General features: G+C 62.1%; 23 protein-coding genes. 16 read left to right on the top strand and 7 right to left on the bottom strand.

What is annotated here, in order from left to right; translation table 11 throughout:
- Window positions 1-48 precede the first annotated feature (48 nt).
- Genes D0550_RS09865 through D0550_RS09825 form a run of 9 tightly spaced genes read left to right on the top strand, consistent with a single transcriptional unit; the run spans window position 49 to window position 8686 of the window.
- A complete protein-coding gene (locus tag D0550_RS09865; protein ID WP_161965738.1) occupies window positions 49-1557 on the top strand; it encodes a type II and III secretion system protein family protein in 1509 nt (502 codons plus the stop codon).
- A 32-nt stretch (window positions 1558-1589) separates the two neighbouring features.
- A complete protein-coding gene (locus D0550_RS09860; protein ID WP_116808991.1) occupies window positions 1590-1868 on the top strand; it encodes a hypothetical protein in 279 nt (92 codons plus the stop codon).
- 40 nt (window positions 1869-1908) lie between these two features.
- The gene (locus D0550_RS09855; protein WP_161965737.1) at window positions 1909-3198 is read left to right on the top strand and encodes a pilus assembly protein TadG-related protein; all 1290 of its coding nucleotides are present in this window, start codon (window positions 1909-1911) and stop codon (window positions 3196-3198) included.
- The gene (locus D0550_RS09850) at window positions 3195-3674 is read left to right on the top strand and encodes a TadE/TadG family type IV pilus assembly protein (RefSeq protein ID WP_116808987.1); all 480 of its coding nucleotides are present in this window, start codon (window positions 3195-3197) and stop codon (window positions 3672-3674) included. The genes D0550_RS09855 and D0550_RS09850 overlap by 4 nt, the downstream gene beginning before the upstream one ends.
- Window positions 3675-3676: 2 nt before the next feature.
- Entirely contained in the window at window positions 3677-4168 is a 492-nt protein-coding gene (locus tag D0550_RS09845; protein ID WP_116808985.1) for a TadE/TadG family type IV pilus assembly protein, read from the top strand.
- Window positions 4165-5358 (top strand): CpaE/TadZ family protein, encoded by a 1194-nt coding sequence (locus D0550_RS09840; protein ID WP_116808984.1) that lies wholly within the window; start codon window positions 4165-4167, stop codon window positions 5356-5358. The genes D0550_RS09845 and D0550_RS09840 overlap by 4 nt, the downstream gene beginning before the upstream one ends.
- 59 nt (window positions 5359-5417) lie before the next feature.
- A complete protein-coding gene (locus D0550_RS09835; RefSeq protein ID WP_414717281.1) occupies window positions 5418-6719 on the top strand; it encodes a TadA family conjugal transfer-associated ATPase in 1302 nt (433 codons plus the stop codon).
- A gap of 17 nt (window positions 6720-6736) precedes the next feature.
- Entirely contained in the window at window positions 6737-7711 is a 975-nt protein-coding gene (locus D0550_RS09830; RefSeq protein WP_116808981.1) for a type II secretion system F family protein, read from the top strand.
- Between the two features lie 9 nt (window positions 7712-7720).
- Window positions 7721-8686 (top strand): type II secretion system F family protein, encoded by a 966-nt coding sequence (locus D0550_RS09825; RefSeq protein ID WP_116808979.1) that lies wholly within the window; start codon window positions 7721-7723, stop codon window positions 8684-8686.
- A gap of 5 nt (window positions 8687-8691) precedes the next feature.
- Here the strand turns inward: D0550_RS09825 and D0550_RS09820 are convergent, their stop codons facing one another.
- Genes D0550_RS09820 through D0550_RS09810 form a run of 3 tightly spaced genes read right to left on the bottom strand, consistent with a single transcriptional unit; the run spans window position 8692 to window position 10848 of the window.
- A complete protein-coding gene (locus D0550_RS09820) occupies window positions 8692-9501 on the bottom strand; it encodes a 4'-phosphopantetheinyl transferase family protein (protein WP_116808977.1) in 810 nt (269 codons plus the stop codon).
- On the bottom strand, window positions 9498-10265 hold the full coding sequence (locus D0550_RS09815; protein WP_116808975.1) for a metallophosphoesterase: 768 nt from the start codon (window positions 10263-10265) through the stop codon (window positions 9498-9500). Before D0550_RS09815 ends, D0550_RS09820 begins: the two co-directional genes overlap by 4 nt.
- A 37-nt stretch (window positions 10266-10302) precedes the next feature.
- Window positions 10303-10848 carry an SRPBCC family protein gene (locus D0550_RS09810; RefSeq protein WP_241520776.1) on the bottom strand — a complete coding sequence of 182 codons (546 nt, stop codon included), beginning with the start codon at window positions 10846-10848 and terminating at the stop codon, window positions 10303-10305.
- 135 nt (window positions 10849-10983) lie between these two features.
- Here D0550_RS09810 and D0550_RS09805 point away from each other — a divergent pair, with 135 nt between their 5' ends.
- Window positions 10984-12621: a catalase gene (locus D0550_RS09805; RefSeq protein WP_116808972.1), complete on the top strand. Its 1638-nt coding sequence runs from the start codon at window positions 10984-10986 to the stop codon at window positions 12619-12621.
- Window positions 12622-12732: 111 nt separating this feature from the next.
- Window positions 12733-13479, top strand: a complete 747-nt coding sequence (locus D0550_RS09800; protein ID WP_116809059.1) for a FadR/GntR family transcriptional regulator — start codon at window positions 12733-12735, stop codon at window positions 13477-13479.
- Window positions 13480-13530: 51 nt separating this feature from the next.
- Here D0550_RS09800 and D0550_RS09795 read toward each other — a convergent pair whose 3' ends face one another.
- The 3 genes from D0550_RS09795 to D0550_RS09785 are packed head-to-tail and all read right to left on the bottom strand — an operon-like array spanning window position 13531 to window position 17713.
- On the bottom strand, window positions 13531-14673 hold the full coding sequence (locus D0550_RS09795; RefSeq protein WP_116808970.1) for an endo-1,4-beta-xylanase: 1143 nt from the start codon (window positions 14671-14673) through the stop codon (window positions 13531-13533).
- 33 nt (window positions 14674-14706) lie between these two features.
- Complete coding sequence (locus D0550_RS09790; protein WP_206606181.1) at window positions 14707-15867, bottom strand: aldose epimerase family protein; 1161 nt, start codon at window positions 15865-15867, stop codon at window positions 14707-14709.
- Window positions 15868-15910: 43 nt separating this feature from the next.
- Complete coding sequence (locus D0550_RS09785) at window positions 15911-17713, bottom strand: IlvD/Edd family dehydratase (protein ID WP_116808966.1); 1803 nt, start codon at window positions 17711-17713, stop codon at window positions 15911-15913.
- Between the two features lie 150 nt (window positions 17714-17863).
- On the opposite strand from D0550_RS09785, the gene D0550_RS09780 reads away from it, so the two are divergent.
- The 5 genes from D0550_RS09780 to D0550_RS09760 all read left to right on the top strand — a co-directional run bounded on the left by D0550_RS09780 (window position 17864) and on the right by D0550_RS09760 (window position 23429).
- A complete protein-coding gene (locus D0550_RS09780) occupies window positions 17864-18808 on the top strand; it encodes a Gfo/Idh/MocA family protein (protein WP_116809058.1) in 945 nt (314 codons plus the stop codon).
- Window positions 18809-18868: 60 nt separating this feature from the next.
- Complete coding sequence (locus tag D0550_RS09775) at window positions 18869-20431, top strand: sodium/sugar symporter (RefSeq protein ID WP_116808965.1); 1563 nt, start codon at window positions 18869-18871, stop codon at window positions 20429-20431.
- A 174-nt stretch (window positions 20432-20605) separates the two neighbouring features.
- Window positions 20606-21715 carry an HPP family protein gene (locus D0550_RS09770; RefSeq protein WP_349770711.1) on the top strand — a complete coding sequence of 370 codons (1110 nt, stop codon included), beginning with the start codon at window positions 20606-20608 and terminating at the stop codon, window positions 21713-21715.
- A 100-nt stretch (window positions 21716-21815) separates the two neighbouring features.
- Window positions 21816-23006 (top strand): amino acid aminotransferase, encoded by a 1191-nt coding sequence (locus tag D0550_RS09765; protein ID WP_116808963.1) that lies wholly within the window; start codon window positions 21816-21818, stop codon window positions 23004-23006.
- 42 nt (window positions 23007-23048) lie between these two features.
- Window positions 23049-23429: a VOC family protein gene (locus D0550_RS09760; RefSeq protein WP_116808961.1), complete on the top strand. Its 381-nt coding sequence runs from the start codon at window positions 23049-23051 to the stop codon at window positions 23427-23429.
- A gap of 3 nt (window positions 23430-23432) precedes the next feature.
- Here D0550_RS09760 and D0550_RS09755 read toward each other — a convergent pair whose 3' ends face one another.
- Window positions 23433-23852, bottom strand: coding sequence for an ExbD/TolR family protein (locus tag D0550_RS09755; protein WP_116808960.1), 420 nt, complete (start codon window positions 23850-23852; stop codon window positions 23433-23435).
- Window positions 23853-23907: the final 55 nt, after the last annotated feature.

The raw sequence follows: 23907 nt of genomic DNA, 5'->3' as shown, positions 1-23907 counted from the left end.
ACCGGACGGATCTTTCTCCCTATGCGCCAATCAAGCTCGAGATCGACTGTGTGTGCCCTGCTGATCGGATTGGCCGCTGCGGCGGCGTCCGTGGAGGCACCGGCGCAGGAGACCAGCGATCAGGTCATCCGCGCCACTCGCAGCACCACGTTCTCCGTGCCGATCTACAAGAGCCGCATCGTCGATCTGCCAGGGCCGGTGAAGCGCGTCTCCATCGGTAATCCCGACATCGCCGACGTGCTGCTGCTCGGTGATGACGGGCTCTACGTGCTCGGCAAGGATCTCGGCGCCACCAACGTGATGTTGTGGGATCGAGAGGATCGACTGGTGAGTGCGCTCAACATCACCGTAACCCACGATCTGGACAGCCTGAAGAAACAAATCGCGACCGTGCTGCCCGGAGAAAATGTCGAGCTGTGGACCGCGCAGAGAAACATCGTGATGTCCGGCCAGGTCTCGAGCACCGTCAAGATGGATGCCGCCCTGCAGGTTGCCAGGGGCTACCTGGAACAGATGGCCACGGCCAAGGAAAAGATCATGTTCAAGCAGCAGGACTCAGGCGGCAGTCAGCCCGACAAGAAATCCGGCGAAGTGATCAACCTCATGACCGTCGGCGGCACACACCAGGTGATGCTGCAAGTGAGAATCGCGGAGGTGAACCGCGAAGCCATTCGCAATCTCAACGCTCAATTCAACGCGCTCCAGAATACCGGCAAATGGGTGACTGGCGGCGTCAATGGCGGTGCAACCTTCCCCGATGCCTTGTTCCAGCCCGGCAATGTGCGCATTCCCGTCTTCGGCGACGGCACCAATGCCAATGGCAACCCGATCGGCCCGGTGTTCGACGAGTTCGCGCCCAACACGCCCGTGATCAACAGCACCGGCCTGTTCGCCAGCTTCCTGAGCAACGACTTCCTCGCCAACGTGGTGCTGGATGCTTATCAGACCCGCGGCCTGGCAAAGATTCTGGCTGAGCCGACCCTCACCACGCTATCCGGTCAGGACGCCCAGTTTCTCTCCGGCGGCAGCTTTCCGATTCCGGTCTCGCAGCAAAATGGCGCGATCAGCATCGAGTTCAAGGATTTCGGCGTGAAGCTGTCGTTCCAGCCGCTGATCCTCGATCGTGCCCGCATCAATCTCAAGCTCAATGTCAGCGTCAGCGAACTGGCCAACAGCAACTCGGTGTCGCTGCGACCGATTGGCACGACGGCCGTGTTTACCATTCCTTCGCTGACCGAGCGGCGCGCCGCGTCGACGGTGGAACTCAGCGACGGCCAGACCATCGGCATCGCCGGTCTGATGAATGAAAACATGCGCTCGGCCATCAACAAATTCCCTGGCCTCGGCGACATCCCGATTCTCGGCTACCTGTTCCGCAGCCAGAGCTATCAGAAAGGCGAGACCGAGCTGGTGATTCTGGTCACGCCACGGCTCGCCAAGCCCATCAAGCCGGCGGATATCAAACTGCCGACCGACGCCATCACCGATCCGACCAGCGCCCAATTCTTCCTCGGTGGAAAGATCGAGGGCACCAAGCCCGCGTCGCCGCCGAAGTGAACCGGACATCGCCACCTCGTCAGGAACAACCCATGAACATTTCCAAACCTTCCGCAGTCGTCGTCGCCACTGTCGCCATCGGCGGCTGTGCCGACACACCAGTGGCTGACGCTGACTACGGCAGCTCCTTCAAACAAATGCTGCAGGCCCAGACGCTCGATCCAGTAACGGCCGCCAATCCAGCGGAGTTCGCACCTGAGATGACAGATGGTGCCCGGCTCGAAAATGCGCTCGAGGTCTATCGCAAGGATGTGGCCAAGGGCAATACCGACGTGAAGCAGCCGATCATCTTCGAGGTCGGCACCAACTAACGACATCATCAGTTAGCCCTACCGGGCAATGAGGCCTGCCATGCGTTCATTCGAATCACGCAAAGCTCAACGAGGCGCGGTCGTGGTGCTGGTCGCGATCGCGATGGGCACATTGATTCTGATGGCGGGACTGGCACTCGACATGGGTCACGCCTTCCTCAACAAGACGCGACTGCAGAACACGGTAGACGCAGCAGCGCTCGCCGCCGCAAAGCGGCTCGATGAGACGGGAGGAAACACCAGCGAAGCGATACAAGAGGCGCGTGATGCATTCACGCGCAATGCTGCATCGGCCGGCAATCGAGAACTGTCGTTGGCGTATGGCGGAGGCGCAGGAAATCTCAATGTCGTCGTGGAATTCTCGGCAACGCTGCCGCCCTTTCAGTCAGGCGCGCCCAATGGCCCCTATGTCCGCGTGCGCGCGACAGGCTTTGTCATGCCAGCGTGGCTGGTACGAGTTGGCGGAATCTTTCAAAAGACCGTAGCTGCAACGGCTGTGGCAGGGCCACGCACGCTGAACGCCGGCAGCAACGTTTGCAACCTGACGCCCATGATGGTGTGCGGCAATCGCGGCGGCCCGGGTATGTGGGGATACGAGCAAAACTCCGCGGTGGTGCTCAAGAACGGGGCACCTGGCGGGAACAACCCTGTTGGGCCGGGCAACTTTCAATTGATTCGGATCGGCGGACCGGGCGGCAGCGTCCTTCGAGAGAATATGGCCGGCAGCTACAACGCGTGTCTCAGCGGCGGGACCACAATCCTGACAGAGCCAGGCGGCGATACTGGCCCCGTATCACAAGGATTGAATACGCGCTTCGGCCAATACCGCGGTCCGGTCGACATGACGACGTATCCTCCGGATGTCATCGTCCGTGACCAATCACCGGCGGTGCACGCCGAGCCTCGCAATCCGCGCGATCTTAGCCAAGGCTACGATGTCTATCAGAACAACACGCGCATCACGCCGGCAAACATTGAGAGCCTGCTCTACGACTACGCAGAGTACCAGCGCGACCTCATGAATCCGGCGAACTACGACTACCAGCCACTGACGGAAGGCGGCACAGGAGCCTACGGGCGGCGACTGGTGGCAGTCCCAGTGGGCGATTGCTCCGGCACTGTGAATGGTTACGGATCGGTCCCACTGTTGGGTTTCGCTTGTTTCTTCCTACTGCAACCACTCCCAAACGGTGGCGGCAACGAGTCATTCGTGTTCGGCCAGTTCGTCGGCAACTGTACCGTCAACGGCACCCCAGGACCTGACCCCACCGCGGGCTTCGGACCGCACATCATTCAGCTGTACGACGACCCGACGAGCAACGACTCATGAACGCGCCAACTCACGCACTTCGCCCGCGAACCAGTGCTCGCGCACAGCGTGGAATTGCGACGATCGAGTTTGCGATCTGCGCACCCATCCTGTTGCTGCTGATGCTCGCAACCGCTGAGCTCGGCCGTGCACTGTTTCAATACAATACGCTCGTCAAAGCCGTTCGAGACGGCGCGCGCTACGCGGCCACCGCCGCAACCACCGACGGCACGCGAACCATCAATCTCACCCCTGCGATCCGCCTGCAGACCCAGAATCTGGTCGTCACTGGAAACATTGCGGGCACCGGTGGCCCGCTGCTGCCGAACCTGGCAGCTGGCAGTGTCAACGTAACCAATACCGGCAATGGCTTCATATCGGTGTCCGTCTCCTACGTCTACCGGCCGATGATCGGAGCGCGGCTGCCGACGTTCGGCTTCGGGCCGGCCATCAATCTCTCCATGACATTGCCCGCCACCGCGGTCATGAGGGTCTAAAGATGCGCCGCCGCCAGCAAGGAGTCACCTGCGTCGAGTTCGCCATCGTCGGCGCCGTGCTGTTCACGCTGATCTTTGGCGTCATTGAATTCGGGCGCGCCTTGTTCGTCGCCAATGCACTTGCCGAAAGCACCCGACGGGGTGCCAGAGTCGCCGCGGTGTGTCCGGTCGGCGATTCGGCACCAGCGCAAGTTGCTATATTCGCCACCGCCAATGGCACGAGCCGCATCGCCCCAGATCTCACCACGGGGCATGTCGTCGTCTCCTATCTCGATCAAGCCGGCGTGCCGCTCGCCAATCCCACCGAGCCCGGCAACTATGCTCAGATCCGGTACGTGCGAGTGCGCATCGTCGATTACACGATGCGAATGCTGATTCCCTTCGTCATGCCGGAGTTCCTGATGCCGGCATTCACCGCAACGGTGCCCAGAGAAAGCTTCGGCTATTCCCCAACGCGGCAGGCCTTCCTGCCCTGCACGGTGACGCCAGTATGATTCCTTCGCTCGACATCCTGCTGGTCTCCCGCCGCAAGGATATCCTCGACTATCTGGAGCAGTTTCTGACGGCTGCAGGCTTCGCCCCGTCCCGCCAGCTCAACAGCAACGGGCATGTGGATCCGCTGCACGCCCTCGAAGTCCTGCCCGATCTGGTCATTCTGCATCTGAGCCAGTTGTGGCGCGAGGAATTGGAAGCGATCGCGGCACGTCCGCCCGAGCGCAGACCCGCGCTGATCGTCGTTGGCCCGGCCAGCGATATGAACGTGATGCGGCTGGCGATGCAGGCCGGTGCACGCGACCTGATTCCAGATCCGCTCAACAGAGCCGACCTGTTGCAAGCCCTCAAGAGAGCTCACGAGGAGCGCCGCCGACCGACGCCACTGACAGCGGGCCGCATCACGGTGTTCATGAATGCCAAGGGCGGCTGTGGCGCGACCATGCTCGCCTGCAACGTCGCGCACGTATTCGCGGCGAAATCGAAACAGCGCACTGCCCTGCTCGATCTCGATCTGCAGTTCGGGGCCGCGCCGTTGTATCTGGATCTCTATCCCAAGCGCGGCATCGCGCAGGCACTGGAGAATCTGACGCATCTGGACGAAGTGGCACTCGACGGCTACTTCGTCAAGCACGCGTCTGGCGTGAACGTTCTGAGCCATGGCTCGGACGAGCCGCTTGCGCCCGGAACGATCTCCCCCGCCGGCGTCAGTCGATTGCTCGAGGTCGCCTTGCGCAGCCATGAGCACGTCGTGGTCGACATGCCACGTTGCGTGGACGCCGTCACGACCGCAGTCATGAAGCGGGCCAACCAGATCGTGATCGTTCTTCAGCAATCCGTCACAGCAGTGCGCGATGCGACCCGGCTGATGCAATGGCTGCGCTCGGACATCGGCGCAGCCAAGGAACAGTTGTGCGTCGTCATCAACCGCCATGAGAAAAGCTCGGAGATCACGGCAGCTGACGTGCAAAGAACGCTGGCGTGCAGCGATCCGGCCCTGGTTCCGAACGACTTCAAGACGGTTTCGGAATGCATCAACAGCGGCACTGCTCTGCTCGATTACGCAGGCAGCGCCTCGATCACGCGCGCGGTGATGACTTTGGAGACTCGATTAGGTGGAACTTCCGCTCAACCGCGCTCCAGCGTTATCGCGCGCACCTTTTCCAGCTTGATCCCCGGGAGACCCCGATGAGCGCGGACTTCAATCTGGCCCCCTTCGCCACGGGCGACGCGATCGACGCCGACGATCGCATGCAGCCGCTATCGCCAGCCGAACGCGAGTGGAAGGAAATCACATATCAACGCCTGCTCAAGGTGCTCGACCTGTCGCTGCTGGGCGGCGTCGAAGACAAGGATGCCCGCCGGCAAATTCGCGATGTCTGCGAGAGCCTGCTCGCCGAAGAGCGCGCGCCGCTCAGTATCGCGTCACGTCAACGCATCATTCGGCGTATCGAGGATGAAGTCCTCGGACTCGGGCCGCTCGAACCCCTGCTCGCCGACAAGACCGTCTCGGACATTCTCGTGAACGGCGCCCGCCAGGTCTATGTCGAACGGCGCGGCAAGCTCGAGCTGACCAATGTCACATTCAGCAATGACGCTCATCTGCTGAACATCATCGATCGCATCGTATCGGCGGTGGGCCGCCGCATCGATGAGTCATCGCCGATGGTGGACGCCCGCCTGAAGGACGGCTCGCGCGTCAACGCCATCATCCCGCCCCTGGCCATCGATGGACCGACATTGTCGATCCGACGTTTCGCCGTCGAGTTGCTCACCATCGACGACCTCATCGGCCTCGGCAGCCTCACCCCGGCGCTGGCGCAGGTCATGAATGCCATCGTCAAGACACGCCTGAATGTGGTGGTATCGGGAGGCACTGGCGCCGGCAAGACCACCCTGCTCAACTTGATGTCAGGCTTCATTCCTGACACAGATCGCATCGTCACGATCGAAGATTCCGCGGAGTTGCAGCTGCAACAGCCGCACGTAGTGCGATTGGAAACACGTCCGCCGAACATCGAGGGACGCGGCTCGGTCACTCAGCGCGATCTGGTAAGAAACAGCTTGCGCATGCGGCCCGATCGAATCGTGCTGGGCGAAGTGCGCGGTGGCGAAGCGCTCGACATGTTGCAGGCCATGAACACCGGTCACGACGGCTCGTTGACCACCATCCACGCCAACACACCGCGAGATGCGCTGGGCCGAATCGAAAACATGGTGTCGATGACGGGCATCAGTTTTCCGACCAAGGCGCTGCGCTCGCAGATCGCCTCGGCCATCGACATCGTCATTCAGGTCGAGCGCATGGAGGACGGCCGGCGGCGCGTCGTCAGTCTGCAGGAGATCAATGGCATGGAGGGCGACATCATCACCTCGACGGAGCTGTTTGCCTTCGAGCGCCGCGGCATCGACGCCAAGGGCAATGTCCTCGGTGAGCTCAAAGCCACAGGCATCGTTCCGGCGTTCCTGCGAGACGTGCATGCCCGGGGCATCGAGCTGCCGATGGAGCTGTTTCGGCCCGATGGCCTGAGCACCCCGCTCCTGCGCAAGTAGTGACTGGAGATACGACCATGTCGAACGGCCTCTGGTTATTCGCCCTGCTGGTGTTCTTCACCGTCGTGCTGCTGCTGCAAGGCACCGTCGTGCCAGCCTTCAGCGAATCGCGCAAGATGAGCAAGCGCATCCAGGCGCGATTGCAACGACTGGCCGATGCGTCGGGCGGACCGGAGTTCACATCGCTGCTCCGGGAAAAGTATCTGCGCGATCTGTCCTCCTTCGAGCGCATGCTGGAATCGCTGCCCGGCATGGAACGCTTTGCTCGCATTCTCGAACAGGCAGGCCGCGACACTCCGGCCTATCGCGTCGTGTTGCTCGCGATCTGTTTGTCGATCGGCGGCATGCTGGCGGGATGGATCATGTCACGATGGTGGCCCGTGACAGTGGCAGGCGGCGGTATCGGCCTGCTCGCGCCTTTCTTCGTCGTCCTGCGTCAGCGTGCGCAACGATTCGCGCGCTTCGACGAGCAAATGCCCGACGCGATCGACATGATTCAGCGCGCGCTCAAGGCGGGACATCCCTTCAATCATTGCCTGAAGCTCGTGGCCGAGGATATGGACGAGCCCATCTCGCGCGAGTTCGAATTGACATTCGCCGATCTGAGTTATGGCAACGATCCGCGTCGTGCACTGTTCGGACTGCTGCAGCGGGTGCCGAGCGTTTCGGTCACTGCATTGATCACAGCAGTGATCGTACAGCGCGAGGCCGGCGGCAATCTCGCCGAGAATCTGGCGAAGATCAGCGGCGTGATTCGCGGCCGCTTTCGCTTCCAGCGCCGGGTCAGGACACTGTCCGCGGAGGGCCGTCTGTCGGGCTGGATCCTGTCGCTGACGCCGCTGGTGCTGTTCGGCATGCTCTGGATGTTACATCCGGAATACCTGGGCCACCTGACGCAGCACCCCATGGGATCGAAGTTGATTACCTGCTCCATCGTGATGGGCACCATCGGCATTCTGTGGATTCGCCGCCTGGTCCGCATCGAAGTCTAGGAGCTGCCCATGGACGCAATACTGATTGCCTTGCAGGACTTTCTCGGCGACAGCGGCAGTGCCGGCATTCTGTTCATGGCGCTCGCAGCCGCGGCCGCGTTTGCGCTGAGCATGGGCTTGTCCGCCTTCATCATGGGACTGGTCGATCCGGTTCGCCGTCGTCTCGGACAGCTCGGCTTGGGCAGTGGCGAGCGACTGACCGCGGCAGCGACGATGGCCGAGAGCTTGAGCAACTTCGCAGCGATCGTCACGCCCCGCTCCGATCGCGAGCGGCAGCGCATCGAACGCTTGCTCATCCATGCCGGCTATCGTTCACCGAGTGCGCGCACTTTGTACTACGGCGTCAAGGCGCTGGCAGTCATGATTCCTCCGATCGCCGTCCTGCTGGCTTCGCCATTGCTGCCAAAGATCACCACCAATCAGCTGATGCTGTACGCAGCCGGCGCCGGCTATCTCGGCTGGATCAGTTGTTCCATGTGGCTCGATCGTCAGGTCGCTACCCGACAGCGCGCCTTGCGCGCCGGTTTTCCCGACGCTTTGGATCTGCTGGTCGTGTGCGTCGAATCCGGGCTGGGCCTGGCACCGGCGTTGGCACGAGTCGCCGACGAGTTGGCGGTGAGTCATCCGGCGTTGGGAGAGGAGCTCGCCCTGGTGAACGCCGAGATGCGAGCCGGCGTCGAACGCGGCGCGGCGTTGAAGAATCTTTCGGAGCGAACCGGACTGGAAGACATTCGCGGCATGACTGCACTGTTGGTGCAAACGATGCGCTTCGGTACGAGCATCGCCGATGCTCTGCGCGTGTACTCCGAGGAGTTTCGCGACAAGCGCACGCAGGCCGCCGAGGAACAGGCCGCGAAGATCGGCACCAAGATGATTTTTCCTTTGGTGCTGTTCCTGTTTCCCTCGTTCTTCCTGGTCGTCATCGGCCCCGCGGTCATCGGCCTGATCGACGTGTTCACCAAGCTCGCGCAATAGTCTCGCTACGTCGCCGCAGGCTCCGACGTTTTCAGCACCTGCGGCGCGACGATCTCGTCGCTCACCAGGGGCACGACCTTCCGCAGAGTCAGCGATGGAGTGCGCTCGGTGCGGCGCTCCGCGCAGACGGCCATCAAATATTCATCCGTCGGTCGATACTGCCAGAAGCTCCACCGATTCGCGTCGTCGCCCAGCTGCGGATCGACAGCCAGATTCACGGCGCGCTCATGCGGATAATGAAAGCTGAATTGGCCGAGCGGAATCGACAGACCCATGCCGCGCGCCTTGATGTAGGACTCCTTGAACGTCCAGTACTCGAAGAATCGGTCCTGTTGCCGCTCCTTGGGCACGGTCGCGAGCTCGTCCACTTCAGCTTTGGCAAAAAATCGATCGGCAATCTCGAGCGACACCTCGCGGGTGCGCAGATTCTCCACATCGACGCCCAGCTCACGACGTTGAGTGACGCCCAGCGCGATCAGCCCACGAGTGTGCGAGATGTTGAAACACAGGCCACATTCATCCCGACCGAAATTTGCGATCTCAGGCCGGCCGTAATGATTGTTCGAGAATTGCCAAGCCATGGGCGGCACCCGCAGATAGCGAGACAGCACGGTGCGCACCAGGGCACGAGTCACCAGATAGCGCCGCTGATCGTCTGGAAAATAGAAACGGAATTCCTTGCCGCGCTCCTCTTCGGTCAGCAGCGCGCGGTATTCCTGGTGCAGACGCGGATCGGCAATGTCGTGGTAATACGCCAGCCACACATCGATGTGATGCTCGCTGGCGACCAGGTTGTCTTGGCGTGCGGGTGTCATAGCTCGTCGATGCGCAGCAGCTGACGCGTGGTGATGCGCTCCTCGCCTGGATATCCAAAAGCATTGTTGATGTACGTTACACCATCGATGCTGATGCGGCGATTGATATGGCTGTGACCATATACGTGCATGCTCGACCCTAGTTGCCGCAACTGCCGATCGATCCGGACGCTGCCGAGCACGGGATCGAGCAGCCGGTGCCGGCTCGAAACATGAGCGGGGATCAGATCGATGCGCGGCATGAAGTGGGAGAACGTGATGATCCTGCTGGCACCGTGCGTGGAAATGTGCTGATTCCGATCCATGAAATACCTCGCTGCATCGCTCGGCCCGAAGCCTGCCGGCCAGCGGCAGGCGTGGAAGTCCATCCACATGTCGCGTAAGTCGGCGCTGGGCTCGCCAAACGAATAGTCGTACCAGCTGAGCAACGGCGCGATCAGCACGTCGCCGTGCCGATGGGGCTGCATGGAAGCGCCGTTGCGCTCGACCACGGCCATGACATCGGCGAATTTCTGCAACGACGTCCGCTCCGGTGCCTCCCCCAAGACCCACACGTCGTGGTTGCCGGGCACGAACAGCACCTTGAGGAAGCGAGTCGCGAACTCGTTCAGGCAGCTCGCCAGCTCGGCCAGCTTGTGAGTCACATCGCCGGCCAGAATCAGGATGTCGTCGCGATAGTCCGCTCTCGACAGACGCCGCACCCATTGGAAATTGACGTCGTAGTCGACGTGAATGTCCGAGACGGCGAAGACTCTGGTGGCCATCGCATCAGCATGGGCCAAGCACCCCTGCTGTGTCGACTCATTCGCAAAACTTCGCCAGATTCTGCAGCGAAGACGCCAGACCTGCGGCGTGATCGTCCGGACGGATGCCTCTGGGCACGTTCTCGCAACGAACGTCCACGCGCGTGCCCTCCGGCACCGGCATGAACGTCCAGGTAATCTTCATCTCACCTGCGAACGCCGCGTCGTCGGAGTCGAACGTGACAATTTGGGCAATGAGACGATCGGGCACCAGCTCGACGAACCGCCCCTGCACACAATCGGAATCCTCGGTGGTCTTGGCAGCGGCGGACGGTTGCCCATAGGTAAGCACCATTCGATACGTGCCACCAACGCGCGGCTCGAACTGCTCGACGCGACCGGTCATGCCTTCGGGCGGCAACCAAGACATGAGCGCACGCGGATCCAGGTGCGCGCGATAGATTTTCTCGGGCGGTGCATGGATGACTCGGGATGCCGAGTCGACCCGATGAGATGACTCGAACTCGTGCAGGTAACAAGCCGGCGAGCTGTACTCCCGCTGTTCCTCATCGTCATCCGGCGTTGCTGGTTGCTCGTTATTCACGCAGTCCTCGCTTTCGCGCAGCATACAGCACGACTGGCGGCTCCGGCCATTGCGGATAAGGCCAAGGAACGGCAAGCGGCGCGCAAGGATTCCCCTCGAACGTCCCCCGTACCGCGCTCATCGAAGGAGCTTCTCATGGCCGAACACCATCGCACGCTGACTACTCGTCAGGGTCATCCAGTCACCGACAATCAGAGCCTGCGCTCCGTGGGCGAGCGCGGCCCGGCGACGCTCGAGAATTATCACTTCATCGAGAAGATCACACACTTCGATCGCGAGCGCATCCCCGAGCGTGTCGTACATGCGCGCGGCACGGGCGCCCATGGATATTTCGAGGCGTACGGAAAAATTGGCAAGGAACCCGCCACTAAATACACGCGTGCGAAAGTGCTGACACAAAGCGGCATCAAGACACCGGTGTTCGTGCGCTTCTCTACTGTCATCGGCGGCAAGGAATCGCCGGAGACAGCGCGCGATCCGCGCGGCTTCGCGATCAAGTTCAAGACCATCGACGGCAACTGGGACCTGGTCGGCAACAATCTGAAGATCTTCTTCATTCGCGACGCCATCAAGTTCCCGGACATGATTCATGCATTCAAGCCCGACCCGGTGACCAACCGGCAGGAGCCGTGGCGCTTCTACGATTTCGTGTCGCTGCATCCCGAAGCGCTGCACATGGTCACGTGGGTAAAAAGTCCTTGGGGCATTCCCGCGGATTATCGCCACATGGAAGGCTCGAGCGTGAATACATACAAACTCATCGACTCGCGCGGTCAGGCAGTGCTGTGCAAATTCTCATTCGAGCCCAAGCTCGGCGTGAAGAATCTGACCAGCGAGCAGGCCACCGAGATTCAGGCGCGCGATGTGGGTCACGCGACCCGTGATTTGCACGACGCCATCGAGCGGCGCGAATTTCCGGAGTGGGAAATGTGCGTGCAGATCATGGCCGATGGCGAGCATCCGGAGCTCGACTTCGACCCGCTCGACGACACCAAGCGCTGGCCCGAAGATCGGTTTCCCTTGTTGCCGGTCGGCCGGCTGGTGCTCGATCAGAATCCGGCAAACGTGTTCGCGGAAACCGAGCAGGCCGCGTTCGGCACCGGTGTGCTGGTCGACGGCATCGACTTCTCCGACGACAAGATGCTGCAGGGTCGTACGCTTTCCTACTCGGACACGCAGCGCTATCGCGTCGGGCCCAACTATCTGCAACTGCCGGTGAATGCGCCGGCAAAACCCTCCACGACCAATCAGCGCGACGGCCAGATGGCTTATGCCGTCGACGGCGGCGGCGAGAATCCGCACGTCAATTACGAGCCGAGCAACATGGGCGGATTGCGCGAAGCCACGCGCCGCGGCCCGGACTATCACCAGTATGTCGAGGGCCATCTCGGCCGTTATCAAACCACCAAGACCGCCGACGATTACAAACAAGCCGGCGAGCGCTATCGCACCTTCGAGAACTGGGAGCGCGACGATCTGATCAACAACCTGGTGACCGATCTGAAGCAATGCCAGGAGCCGATCCAGCTGCGCATGGTGTGGCACTTCTGGCACTGTGATCAGGATTACGGCACCCGCGTCGCCCAGGGGGCAGGCATCGATCTGGAAAAGGCGAAAGCGCTACGGCCGCTGCCAGGCAAGCCCGCTCCCGGAGAGGATCGCGAAGGTCCGACGTACACCGATGGCGAGCCCGAAGACGACACAGCGTCCGCGAACGTGGCTTCCCGGCCGCGCAAGAGCGGCGGCTCCGGAAAAGACATGCGACATCGATAGTCTGAGTATTGCGCAGCCCGCGCGCGTTGGGTCGATCCGTTCTGGCAGGGAGCGCCGCTGAATGGTACTGTTCATTTATATGACGAATAGGACATTCAAGTCGTCGCCGTGATCGATACCTCACCCGCGGAGCTGCGGCTCAACCTTGGTCGAAACCTCACGCATGGCCTGCTCGATGCACTGGGCCGCGCCATCGTGACTGGTCAATACGACAATGGCCCGTTTCCCACCGAAGCGGAGCTCGCCAAACAGCATGGCGTGAGCCGCTCGGTGACGCGCGAAGCGGTCAAGATGCTGACCGCGAAAGGACTGGTCAGCGCCCGCCCGCGCCAGGGAACGATCGTGCAGCCGCGCTCGTCGTGGAATCTGTTCGATACCGATGTGCTGCGCTGGCTGCTGAATCGGAAGTTTTCCATCGAGCTGCTCAGACAATTCAACCAGCTGCGCAGCGCCATCGAGCCCGAAGCGGCGGCACTCGCCGCAGTGCTCGCCGATGACAGCGAGCTGGCGGCCATCAACGCCGGCCTGGAGCGGATGAAAGCGGCCGAGACCGGCGCCGATCAGATTCTCGAAGCCGATATCGCCTTTCACGTCGCGGTATTGAAAGGCTCGAAGAACCCGTTCTTCGCGCAGTTCCAGGATGTGGTCGCCACGGCGCTGCGCAGCTCGATTCAATTCACCAACCGGATCAAGGGACACTCGGCCAGCATCCCGGATCACGCCGCGGTGGCGCACGCGATCATGAAGCGTCAGCCGGACAAGGCGCGGATCGCGATGAAGAAGCTAGTCAGCGACGTGCTCGATCTGATGGAGAGCAGCGAGCCGGAGAAGAACGGCAAGGCAGCAAAGCGACGCTGAGCGTCGCCGAGAGTGAGACGAGGCCGTCCGTGGCCTCGTCCCAGGGAGACGTTATTGCGTGCCGGCCGCGTCGCGCGGCGAGCTGGTCAGGCGCTTGATCAACTCGGTTTCAGCAGCACGATACGGTGTGCCGTCGGCGCGGAACACGTCGTGGAACCAGATCGTCGGCTCTTCCAGCGTGTACGGCTTCTTCCAGGAATCCCAAGGCATGCGCGTCTGCGACTTGCCGTCCACGAAGCCCCAGTTGACCATGGCGACGTTGTAACGCTTGCCGAGCGGCAACGTGTTGTCGAACGTCGAGCCATTGCCGCGCGCCATATATTCGGTGCACAGCAGAGGACGGCCGTAGGCCTGCAGCTGCTTCACGCGGCGCTCGAACACCTCGGGCCAGCTGTAGTCGTGGAAGGAAATGATGTCGGACTGGGTGATCTGGATCTTCTCGATCGCATTGAGCTTGTCCAACGACGACCAGTCGTCGTGATGCCACAGGCCGCTGGTCAGCGGTTGCGTCGGCTTCTGCGAGCGCGCCCAGTCGAACACCTGGCTCAACAGCGTCTCGACGTGCTTCTGCTTGCTGGCGTGCTTGGGATAGTTGCCGCCCCCGTCGTTATCGGGCTCGTTCCAAACGTCCCACGCCAGAATGCGGGGATCCTTGGCGAACGCGCCAACGACGCCCTGCACGTACTCACGCAGCTTGGGATAACCGGAAACATCCTCCAGCCGCGCGCGTCCCGGCGCTTGCACCCAACCCGGGTTGTGCACACCCGGAATCGGCGGACGCTGCGGGCCCAGCTTCGGCTCCGGATCCCAGCAGCTGTCGAACAACACGAAGATGGGCTTGATGTTGTGCTTGGCCGCGATCGCGAGGAACGCATCGATGCGCTGCTTGAAGCCCTTCGCGTCCTGCTCCCACAACAGATTGTGCAGATAGACGCGCATGGTGTTCATGCCGATGGACTGCGCCCAACCGAGCTCCTTGTCGATGGTCGCGGTGTCGAAGGTGTCGGCCTGCCACATTTCCAGCTGGTTGATGGCGTTCGCGGGAATGTAATTGGCACCGACCAGCCAGGGCTGACGGTTGTACCACTCATGCGCCTGCTGCTCTGACCATCGTTCGGCCGCAAAGGCCGGCGACAGGAACAGCAGCGCCAGTTGCACCAGGGCAACGAGCGCGGTGGAGACGGTTTTATTCATGCGGTTTCTCCTATGAGTGCGGTGGCCTGCGCGTCAGTGCGCCTGCGCTCCGTTTACAAACAATCGATAGACCATGACGTTCCGATACGTCGCGCCCGGTTCGAGTCGCGCCGAACCGAGTTTGGGCTGATTGGGCACATCCGGCGGCAGCTGCGGCTCGAGCACCAGCGCATCGCCCTGGCGATAGGCTCGGCCGGACTTGCCGATCACGGTGCCATCCATGAAGTTGCCCGAGTAGAACTGCAACGCCGGCTGATTCGACAGCAGCTCGAAGCCGCGACCGGTGGTCGGCTCCTCCACGCGCGCCAGCAGACGCGGCTCTTTGGCCACGTCGCGAGCGATCATGAAGTTGTGATCGTAGCCTTTGCCATAAACGATCTGCGGATCGCGAGCTTCACGCACACGCGCGCCAATCGGCTGCGGCGTGCGGAAATCGAACACCGTGTTCGCGACCGATTTCAATTCGCCCGTCGGAATCAATTTCGCGTTCACCGGCGTGTAGTGCTCGGCGGGAATGGTGAGCATGTGGCCCATCGCGCCCACCGCGGCGCCCTCGCCCGCCAGGTTCCAGTAAGCATGATTGGTGATGTTCGCAATCGTCGCGCGATCCGTGGTCGCCGTATATTCGATACGCAGCTCGTTGGATTCGTTCAACGAATACGTGGCGAATACCGTCAGCGTTCCCGGATACCCTTGATCGCCATCCTTGCTGACGTAGCGCATGCGCACTGAAGCCGTGTCGCCGCGCTTCACGTCCACGATTTCCCAGAGAACCTTGTCGAAGCCGCGCTCGCCACCATGCAGCGCGTTGCCGTTGTCATTGCGCGGCGTCTGATAGACCTTGCCATCCAGCGTGAATCGACCTTCTGCCAGTCGATTGGCAAAGCGCCCCACCGTCGCGCCGAAATATTCGGGCTTGGTGAGATAGCCGTCGAGCGAGGCATAGCCCAGGGTCACATCGGCCACCTTACCGGCGCGATCCGGCATCAGCAGCGATTGCAAAGCGGCGCCGTAGGTGATGACGGCCGCTTTCACTCCTTTGCCATTGCTCAAGGTGACCGCTTCGACCGCTCGGCCATCGGCCAACTTACCGAAGGAGGCTCGCGCGTAGTCGGCGGCCTGCGTAACTGGAGGCGCCAGCGACAGCGCGCAAATCAGGCTTAGCGGCGCGACGCTGGCCAGCGTCGTGCTCATCGAACGTCTCGACATCAAATTGCCCCCGTCATCTGAATCGCAACTAATGACTGTCTCGCAGGTTGTCCACGGTCTGCGCCAGGCGTTGATACTTCACCGCCATTTCAAGCACCGCGCCGGTTTCGAATTGACCGGTCAGCGCGCGATGAATCTCCTGCCACGGCGTTTGTGACTTCGGATGCGTCGGCCCCGCGGCCTCAACCTCTTTGCGACGCGCCGCGAGCTGCTGATCGTCGAGCAACACTCGAACTTCACGCTGACGCAAATCGATGCGCACGCGATCGCCGGTACGCAGCAGCGACAGACCGCCACCGACCGCCGCCTCGGGCGACGCATTGAGAATCGATGGCGAGCCCGACGTTCCGGACTGACGACCATCGCCGATACAGGGCAATGCATCCACGCCGGCGCGAATCAATGCCGCAGGCGGCCGCATGTTCACGACCTCGGCACCGCCGGGATAACCGATGGGCCCCGTGCCGCGAATCACCAGGATCGAACGATCGTCGATGCCCAGCGCGGGATCGTCGATGCGCGAGTGATAGTCCTCCGGACCATCGAACACGACGACCTTGCCTTCGAACGCATCCGGATCCTTGGGATCGGACAGATAGCGCGCGCGAAAGTCCGGCGAGATCACGCTGGTCTTCATGATCGCCGAATCGAACAAGTTGCCTTTGAGCACGGTCAGACCGGCCGCGGGCTTCAGAGGTCGCGCGTACGGACGAATGACGTCCTCATCGAGGCTGCGCGCACTCGTGCAATTCTCACCGATCGTACGACCGTTCACGGTCAACGCGTCGCCGGCGATCAAGCCCGCACGCAGCAATTCTCCGACCACCGCAGGCACACCGCCCGCGCGATAGAAATCCTCACCCAGATATTCGCCAGCCGGCTGCAGATTCACGAGCAGCGGCACATCGTGGCCGTGGCGCTCCCAATCCTCCAGCGTCAGCTCTACACCGACATGACGCGCGATGGCGTTGAGGTGAATCGGGGCATTAGTCGAGCCACCCAACGCGGAGTTCACGCGAATCGCATTGAGGAACGCGTCGCGAGTGAGAATATCGGAAGGCTTGCGATCCACATTCACCAGCTCGACGATGGTCAGGCCCGTGCGGTACGCACATTCCTGTCGGTCACGATACGGCGCAGGAATCGCAGCGGATCCGGGCAGCGACATGCCCAGCGCTTCGGTCAGCGAGTTCATGGTCGTCGCCGTGCCCATGGTGTTGCAGAAGCCGGTGGACGGCGCCGCGGATGCAACCAATCGCACGAAGCCTTGATAGTCGATCTCGCCGGCCGCGAGCATGCTGCGCGCCTTCCACACGATCGTGCCCGAACCGACGCGGCGCCCCTCGTAGAAGCCGTTGAGCATGGGTCCGACCGACAGCGCAATGGCCGGTAAATTCACGGTCGCAGCCGCCATCAGCGCGGCGGGTGTGGTTGTTTTGTCGCAGCCGATGGTCAGCACCACGCCGTCCAGCGGATAGCCGAACAGGGTCTCGACCAGGCTCAGGTAAGCGAGGTTGCGATCCAGGCCCGCGGTGGGCCGCTTGCCGGTCTCTTGAATCGGGTGCAGCGGAAATTCCAGCGGAATGCCGCCCGCCTCGCGAATACCAGCCTTGACGCGCTCCGCCAGGATCAGGTGCTGGCGATTGCACGGCGTCAGATCGCTGCCGGTCTGCGCAATGCCGATGATGGGCCGATCGCTCTGCAGCTCCTCGATGGACAGGCCATAGTTGAGGTACTTCTCGATATACAGCGCGGTCATGTCCGGATTGGACGGATTGTCGAACCAGGAACGCGAGCGCAATTTCCGACGGCCTTGCCCATTATCGATCATGCAAATCCCCTGGCACTGAAGGTGACCCCACTGTTGCTATTGGCGGTGTCGCAGTCTATAAAGCCTATATATCATATAAATCAGCTTTGCCGCGACGAAGATAGCCGCAAGCGTTGGTAAATGCCAGCGTCTGTCGCCGGCGCCGGCTCGATGAGGTTCTCTAAGGTGGGATCAGCAGCGATCAGACTGGCGCTCGTAGGGGTGGGAAAAATTGCGCGCGACCAGCACTTGCCGACCCTGGCACGCAGCGACGCCTTCGAGCTGGTCGCCGCGGTGAATCGCGACGGCCCGGTCACCGACGTGTCCACTTTCACTGACATCGCATCGATGCTCGCCTCGGGCATCGAGGTCGATGCGGTCTCGCTGTGCACCCCGCCCGCCTGTCGCTACGAGCTTGCGCGCGAAGCGATCGAGGCTGGACTGCACGTCATGCTGGAGAAGCCCCCGGCGACCAGCGTCGCTGAGGTCGACGATCTCGCGCAACGAGCGCAACAACGCGGGTTGACGCTATTTACCGCGTGGCATTCGCGCGAGGCCGCGGGCGTCGAGCCGGCACGCGAGTGGCTCAGTGAACGAGCGATCCAACGGGTTCGCGTCACCTGGAAGGAAGACATTCGCGTCTGGCATCCCGGGCAGAATTGGATTCTGCAGGCCGGCGGGATGGGCGTCTTCGATCCCGGCATCAATGCGCTGTCCATCCTGACGCGCATCCTGCCTGGCAAGCTCACGATGCGCTCGGCGACACTGGAGTTTCCCTGCAACTGCGCATCGCCTATCTCGGCGGAAGTCGTAATGTTGCATGACTCGGCGCGCGTCGATGCTTCGTTCGACTTTCTCTATTCCGGCACGCCATGCTGGGACATCGAAGTGCTGACCGATCGCGAGACGCTCATGCTCTCCGACGGCGGCAGCCGCTTATATATTGACGAGACGCCGCATCTTGCCGCCACCGACCACGAATATGCGCGGCTTTACCAGCGCTTCTCCCAGCTGATCGCGGCCGGCGCCAGCGACGTGGACCCGACACCATTGCAACTCGTCGCGGACGCCTTCAAGCTCGGCCACCGTCAGCAAAGCGCCGCGTTCCATTTCTAAGACGCCGCAGCTGAACGGCTCCACGACGACGAACCGAGACCACGGATAGCGAACACCACCATGCAGCTCGCCACGCTCGATCTGATCATCATCGTCATCTACGCCATCGGTCTGTTCGCCCTCGCGCAGTGGGTCTCGCGCGAACGCGACGGCCAGGAAAAAGACTCCGCGGAATACTTCCTGGCCTCCAAGACCCTGCCCTGGTGGGCCATCGGCGCCTCGCTCATTGCCGCGAATATTTCGGCCGAGCAGATCGTCGGCATGTCGGGCTCGGGCTATGCGATCGGCCTGGCCATCGCCTCCTATGAATGGATGGCGGCGCTGACCTTGGTGATCGTCGGCAAATGGTTCCTGCCGATCTTCCTGGAAAACAAGATCTACACCATGCCGCAGTTCCTGGAGCAACGCTACGGGACGCGGATCCGCACCTTGATGGCGGTGTTCTGGCTCGGCCTGTATATCTTCGTGAATCTCACTTCCATCATCTGGCTGGGCTCGATCGCGGTCGCGAAAGTCACGGGCGCCGATCAAACGTGGGCGCTGGTGGGCTTGGGTCTGTTCGCGCTCGTGTATCAGCTGCGCGGTGGATTGCGTGCGGTTGCCATGACCGACATCGTGCAGGTGTCGTTGCTGGTGCTCGGCGGCCTGCTGGTCTCGTGGCTGACGCTGAATGAGATCAGCGGCAACCAGGGCATCGTGGCGGGTTTCGATACCTTGCTCGAACGCGCGCCGGGACATTTCCACATGATCCTCGACTCTGCGCATCCCTATTACAAAGATCTGCCGGGCCTGTCGGTGCTGATCGGCGGCATGTGGATCGCGAATCTGAGCTACTGGGGCTTCAACCAATACATCATCCAGCGCGCGCTGGCAGCCAAGAGCCTCGCAGAAGCGCAGAAAGGCGTGATCTTCGCGGCGTTCCTGAAGCTGCTGATGCCCGTAATCATCGTGTTGCCGGGCATTGCCGCCGTGATTCTCGCGCCGGACCTGGCGAAGCCCGACGAGGCGTATCCGACGATGATGCGGCTGCTGCCGACCGGCATTGCCGGCCTGGTGTTCGCGGCGCTGATCGCGGCGATCATTGCCTCCACCGCATCCAAGATCAATTCCATTGCGACCATCTTCACGCTGGACATCTACAACAAGATGGGCCAGCCCAAACCCGAGAAACAGCTGGTCCTGGTGGGACGGATCACCGCCGGCGTTTCCATCCTGCTGGCGATCCTGACGGCGCGGCCGCTGCTGGGCAGCTTCGATCAGGCGTTCCAATACATTCAGGAGTACACCGGTTTCTTCACGCCGGGCATCGTCGTGATCTTCATGCTGGGCTTGTTCTGGAAGCGCGCCACCGAAGCCGGCGCGCTCGCCGCGACGATCGGCTCGTTCGCGCTGTCGATTGCGATCAAGGCGCTGTGGCCGTCCCTGCCCTTCATGGATCGCATGATGGTGGTGTTCCTGCTGGCACTTGCGCTGGCGGTCGCGTTCTCGCTGTGGCAGCCGGCCGCGGCCGCCAAGAATCAGGTCAACACCACGGACGTAAGCTACAAGACCTCGCCGAGCTTCAACGTGTGCTCGCTCGGCGTGCTGGCGATTCTCGCCGCTCTCTACACCGCGTGGTGGTAAGCCGCCCGGGCCGTGCTGGGCATGACGGTATGCCCAGCCGGTCGGTGACAATCGCGGGGGCGCGCTCGTATATTGCGCGCCCTTTGTCTTTGTCCGCTGGTATTTGTGCCGCCTTTCGATCCGCCCCGCGCCGACGCAACCCCTCGCAATCAGACCTGGCAAGAAAGCGTATCGATCTGGCTGAAAAGCTTTCTTCCCGCGCCGCTCGCCGTCGATAGCTCGGAGCGATGGCGAGCCATCGTGGGCGCGATGCTGGGCATCGCGATCACAGCGTTCTTATGTCGCCTGTGCGCCGACTCACTCACCGCCGCATGGTTGATCGCCCCGCTCGGCGCGAGCGCCGTGCTGGTATTCGCGGTGCCCGCAAGCCCGCTCGCCCAGCCCTGGTCCGTGGTCGGCGGCAACACGATTTCCGCATTGATGGGCGTGTTGTGCGTGCAGTTCATCGACGACCCGGCACTGGCCGCAGGCGTGGCCGTTGCCGCTGCACTCGTGGTGATGTTTGCTCTTCGATGCTTGCACCCGCCCGGCGGCGCCGCAGCGTTGCTCGCGGTGCTCACCCATGCCAGCTCCCTCGATTTCGTGCTGTTTCCTGTGCTGGTCAACAGCGTCCTGCTGGTGCTCGTCGGCATCGTCTATAACAGCGCCACCGGCCGGCGTTATCCCCACCGCCAGCTGATCGAGCGCCCCGTCGCACGCACCAGCCGCTTCAGCTCCGCCGATCTGGATGAGGTGCTGAAACGTTACAACCAGGTGCTCGACGTGAGCCGCGACGAGCTGGAAAACATCCTGCACATGGCCGAGATGAATGCCATGGAGCGGCGGATGAGCGAGCTGCGCTGTGAAGACATCATGACGCGCAAGGTGTTCACGGTCGAATACGGGACCGACCTGCAGGATGCCTGGGCACTGATGCGTCGCCATCGGGTCAAAGCGCTACCGGTGGTCGATCGCCAGCAACGCATCATCGGCATCATTTCTCTAGCCGACTTCATGCGGCATGCCGACGTGGATCGCAGCGATGGAATGCGCGAGCGACTCAATCTTCTGATCAAGCGCAGTGGTACCACCCATACGGCCAAGCCCGAGGCGGTCGGCCAGCTCATGTGCTCCAAGGTGCGCGTGGTCAGTGCGAACCGGTCGGTCGGCGAGCTGATGCCGATCTTCTCCGAGCACGGTCATCACCACATCCCGGTCATCTGCGATGACAACCGGCTGGTCGGCATCATCACCCAGTCGGACTTCGTGCGCGCGCTGTATCGCTCGGGTGGCGTCCAACACTGAGCGGCGGCAGGCACCAGCCCATGGCCGAGCGGCCGGCAGCTCTTTAAGATATGGGCCCTTCGGCGCGCTCGGCGCCGCCCGCCCATTTGGGAGTAACCCCTTGTTTCAGAACCTGCAAGCGCTTCCCGAGGACCCCATTCTCGGCCTGATGGCGGCGTTTCGCGCCGACCCGGCCGCCGTGAAGATCGATCTGGGGGTGGGTGTCTATAAGGACCAGCAAGGCAAAACCCCGGTACTGCGCGCCGTGCGGGCGGCTGAACAGGCTGTGCTCGCCGACCAACAGACCAAGACCTACCTGGGCCCGGCCGGCAACGATCAGTTCAATGCGCTGATGCCCGAGCTGGTCCTCGGCAGCAAGCATCCGGCACTGACCAGTGGCCGGTTGCGCGCTTTGCAGTCACCCGGGGGCTGCGGAGCGTTGCGTTTGGGCGCCGACCTGCTGACCGTCAGCGGTTTCAATCCGACGATTCACGTCAGCGATCCGACCTGGGCCAACCATGTGCCGTTGCTGAGCGGCGCCGGCCTGAAACTCGAGCGCTATCCCTACTTCGAAGCTCGCACCGGCACGGTCAGGTTCGATGCGATGCTGGAACGTCTGAACACGCTGCCCGCCGGCGATGTCGTGCTGTTGCACGGCTGCTGTCACAACCCGACCGGCGCGGATCTGTCAGTGGAACAGTGGCGCAAGGTCGCCGATGTTCTGTTGCAACGTCGGCTCGTGCCCTTCGTCGACATCGCATATCAGGGTCTGGGCGAAGGCATCGAGGCGGACGCCGAAGGTGCGCGCTTGATTGCAGCGACCGTGCCTGAGGCGCTCATCGCCGTGTCCTGTTCGAAGAACTTTGGTTTGTATCGTGAACGCGTCGGCGCGCTCATGGTGCTGACGGAATCCAGCAGCCAGACGACCGCGACCGCCAGCCATCTTCGCAAGATCGCTCGCAGCTCGTATTCGATGCCGCCGGATCACGGCGCGGCGATCGTTGCCCGCATCCTGAGCGATGCGGCACTCAGTGACGATTGGCGCAATGAAGTCGATGCCATGCGCAATCGGATGCTTTCGCTCCGACGCGCACTGTCGGCTGCATTGGCTCGGACTTGCAGCGCCGAGATGGCTGCTGTGATCGAGAAACAGCGCGGTATGTTCTCGACCATCCCTCTGACGCCCGAGGCGGTCGATATCCTGCGTGAGCGGCATCACATCTATATGACTCGCGACGGCCGCATCAACATTGCCGGCGTCAGCATGGAAATGGTCGACTACCTCGCCGAGGCGATCGGCTCCGTCGCCTGACATCCGCGTCGCGCTTCCGGCAGCGGCAGCGCGACGATCCTCATGCTTCATCACATTTCTTTCGCTGTTCGGGATCTCGAACGGGCCGCGTCTTTCTACGACGCGGTACTGTCGCCGCTAGGTTTCGTACGAGTCTGGAGCGACGACACCGCGGTCGGCTATGGCTATCCCGGCGGCGGCGACAAGCTGGCCCTGAAACTCGTGCCGGAAGGCATCGCCATTCCAGGGCCGGGCTTCCATCTGGCGTTTGCCGCCAGTCAGCGCCAGCAAGTCGATCTCTTTCACGCCGCCGCACTCGAACACGGCGGACGTGACAACGGGCCGCCGGGGCTGCGCCCCGAATACGGCCCGCACTACTACGCCGCGTTCGTGATCGACCCCGACGGTTACCGGATCGAGGCCGTGCTCAATACGGCCGGCTGACGCCTATCTGTCGAGGAACTGCTCCTGGCCTACGAAGCCGATGTGCCGCATGCCGTTGCGTTGCGCGCTGCCGAGCACCTGGGCCACGTGATCGTACTTCGCCCGCTTGTCTGGATAGACATGCAGCTCGGCCTGAGTGGCTCTAGCCGCTTCGGTACGGAAGTACTGTTCGAGTTGTGCCGGGCTCGCGACCACAGTGCCGTTCCAGAGTACGGTGCCCTCGTAGTCAATGGCCAGATTGATCACTGCCCGCTGGGTCATCAGTCCGTCCGCTTGAGGCACATCGATCCTGATGCTGTTGGTCATCACCGGCAGCGTGATGATGAACATGATCAGCAGCACGAGCATGACGTCGATCAGCGGCGTCGTGTTCATGTCCACCATCGGCTCGCCATTGCCACCCGTGGAAACGCTCATCGCCATGACGTAACTCCTTTCTGTGAGAGCTATCGACTGCAGCTGGTTCGCGTAATGGATG

This window comes from Steroidobacter cummioxidans (genome assembly GCF_003104955.1).
This window is presented reverse-complemented; position numbering and strand designations above follow the sequence as displayed.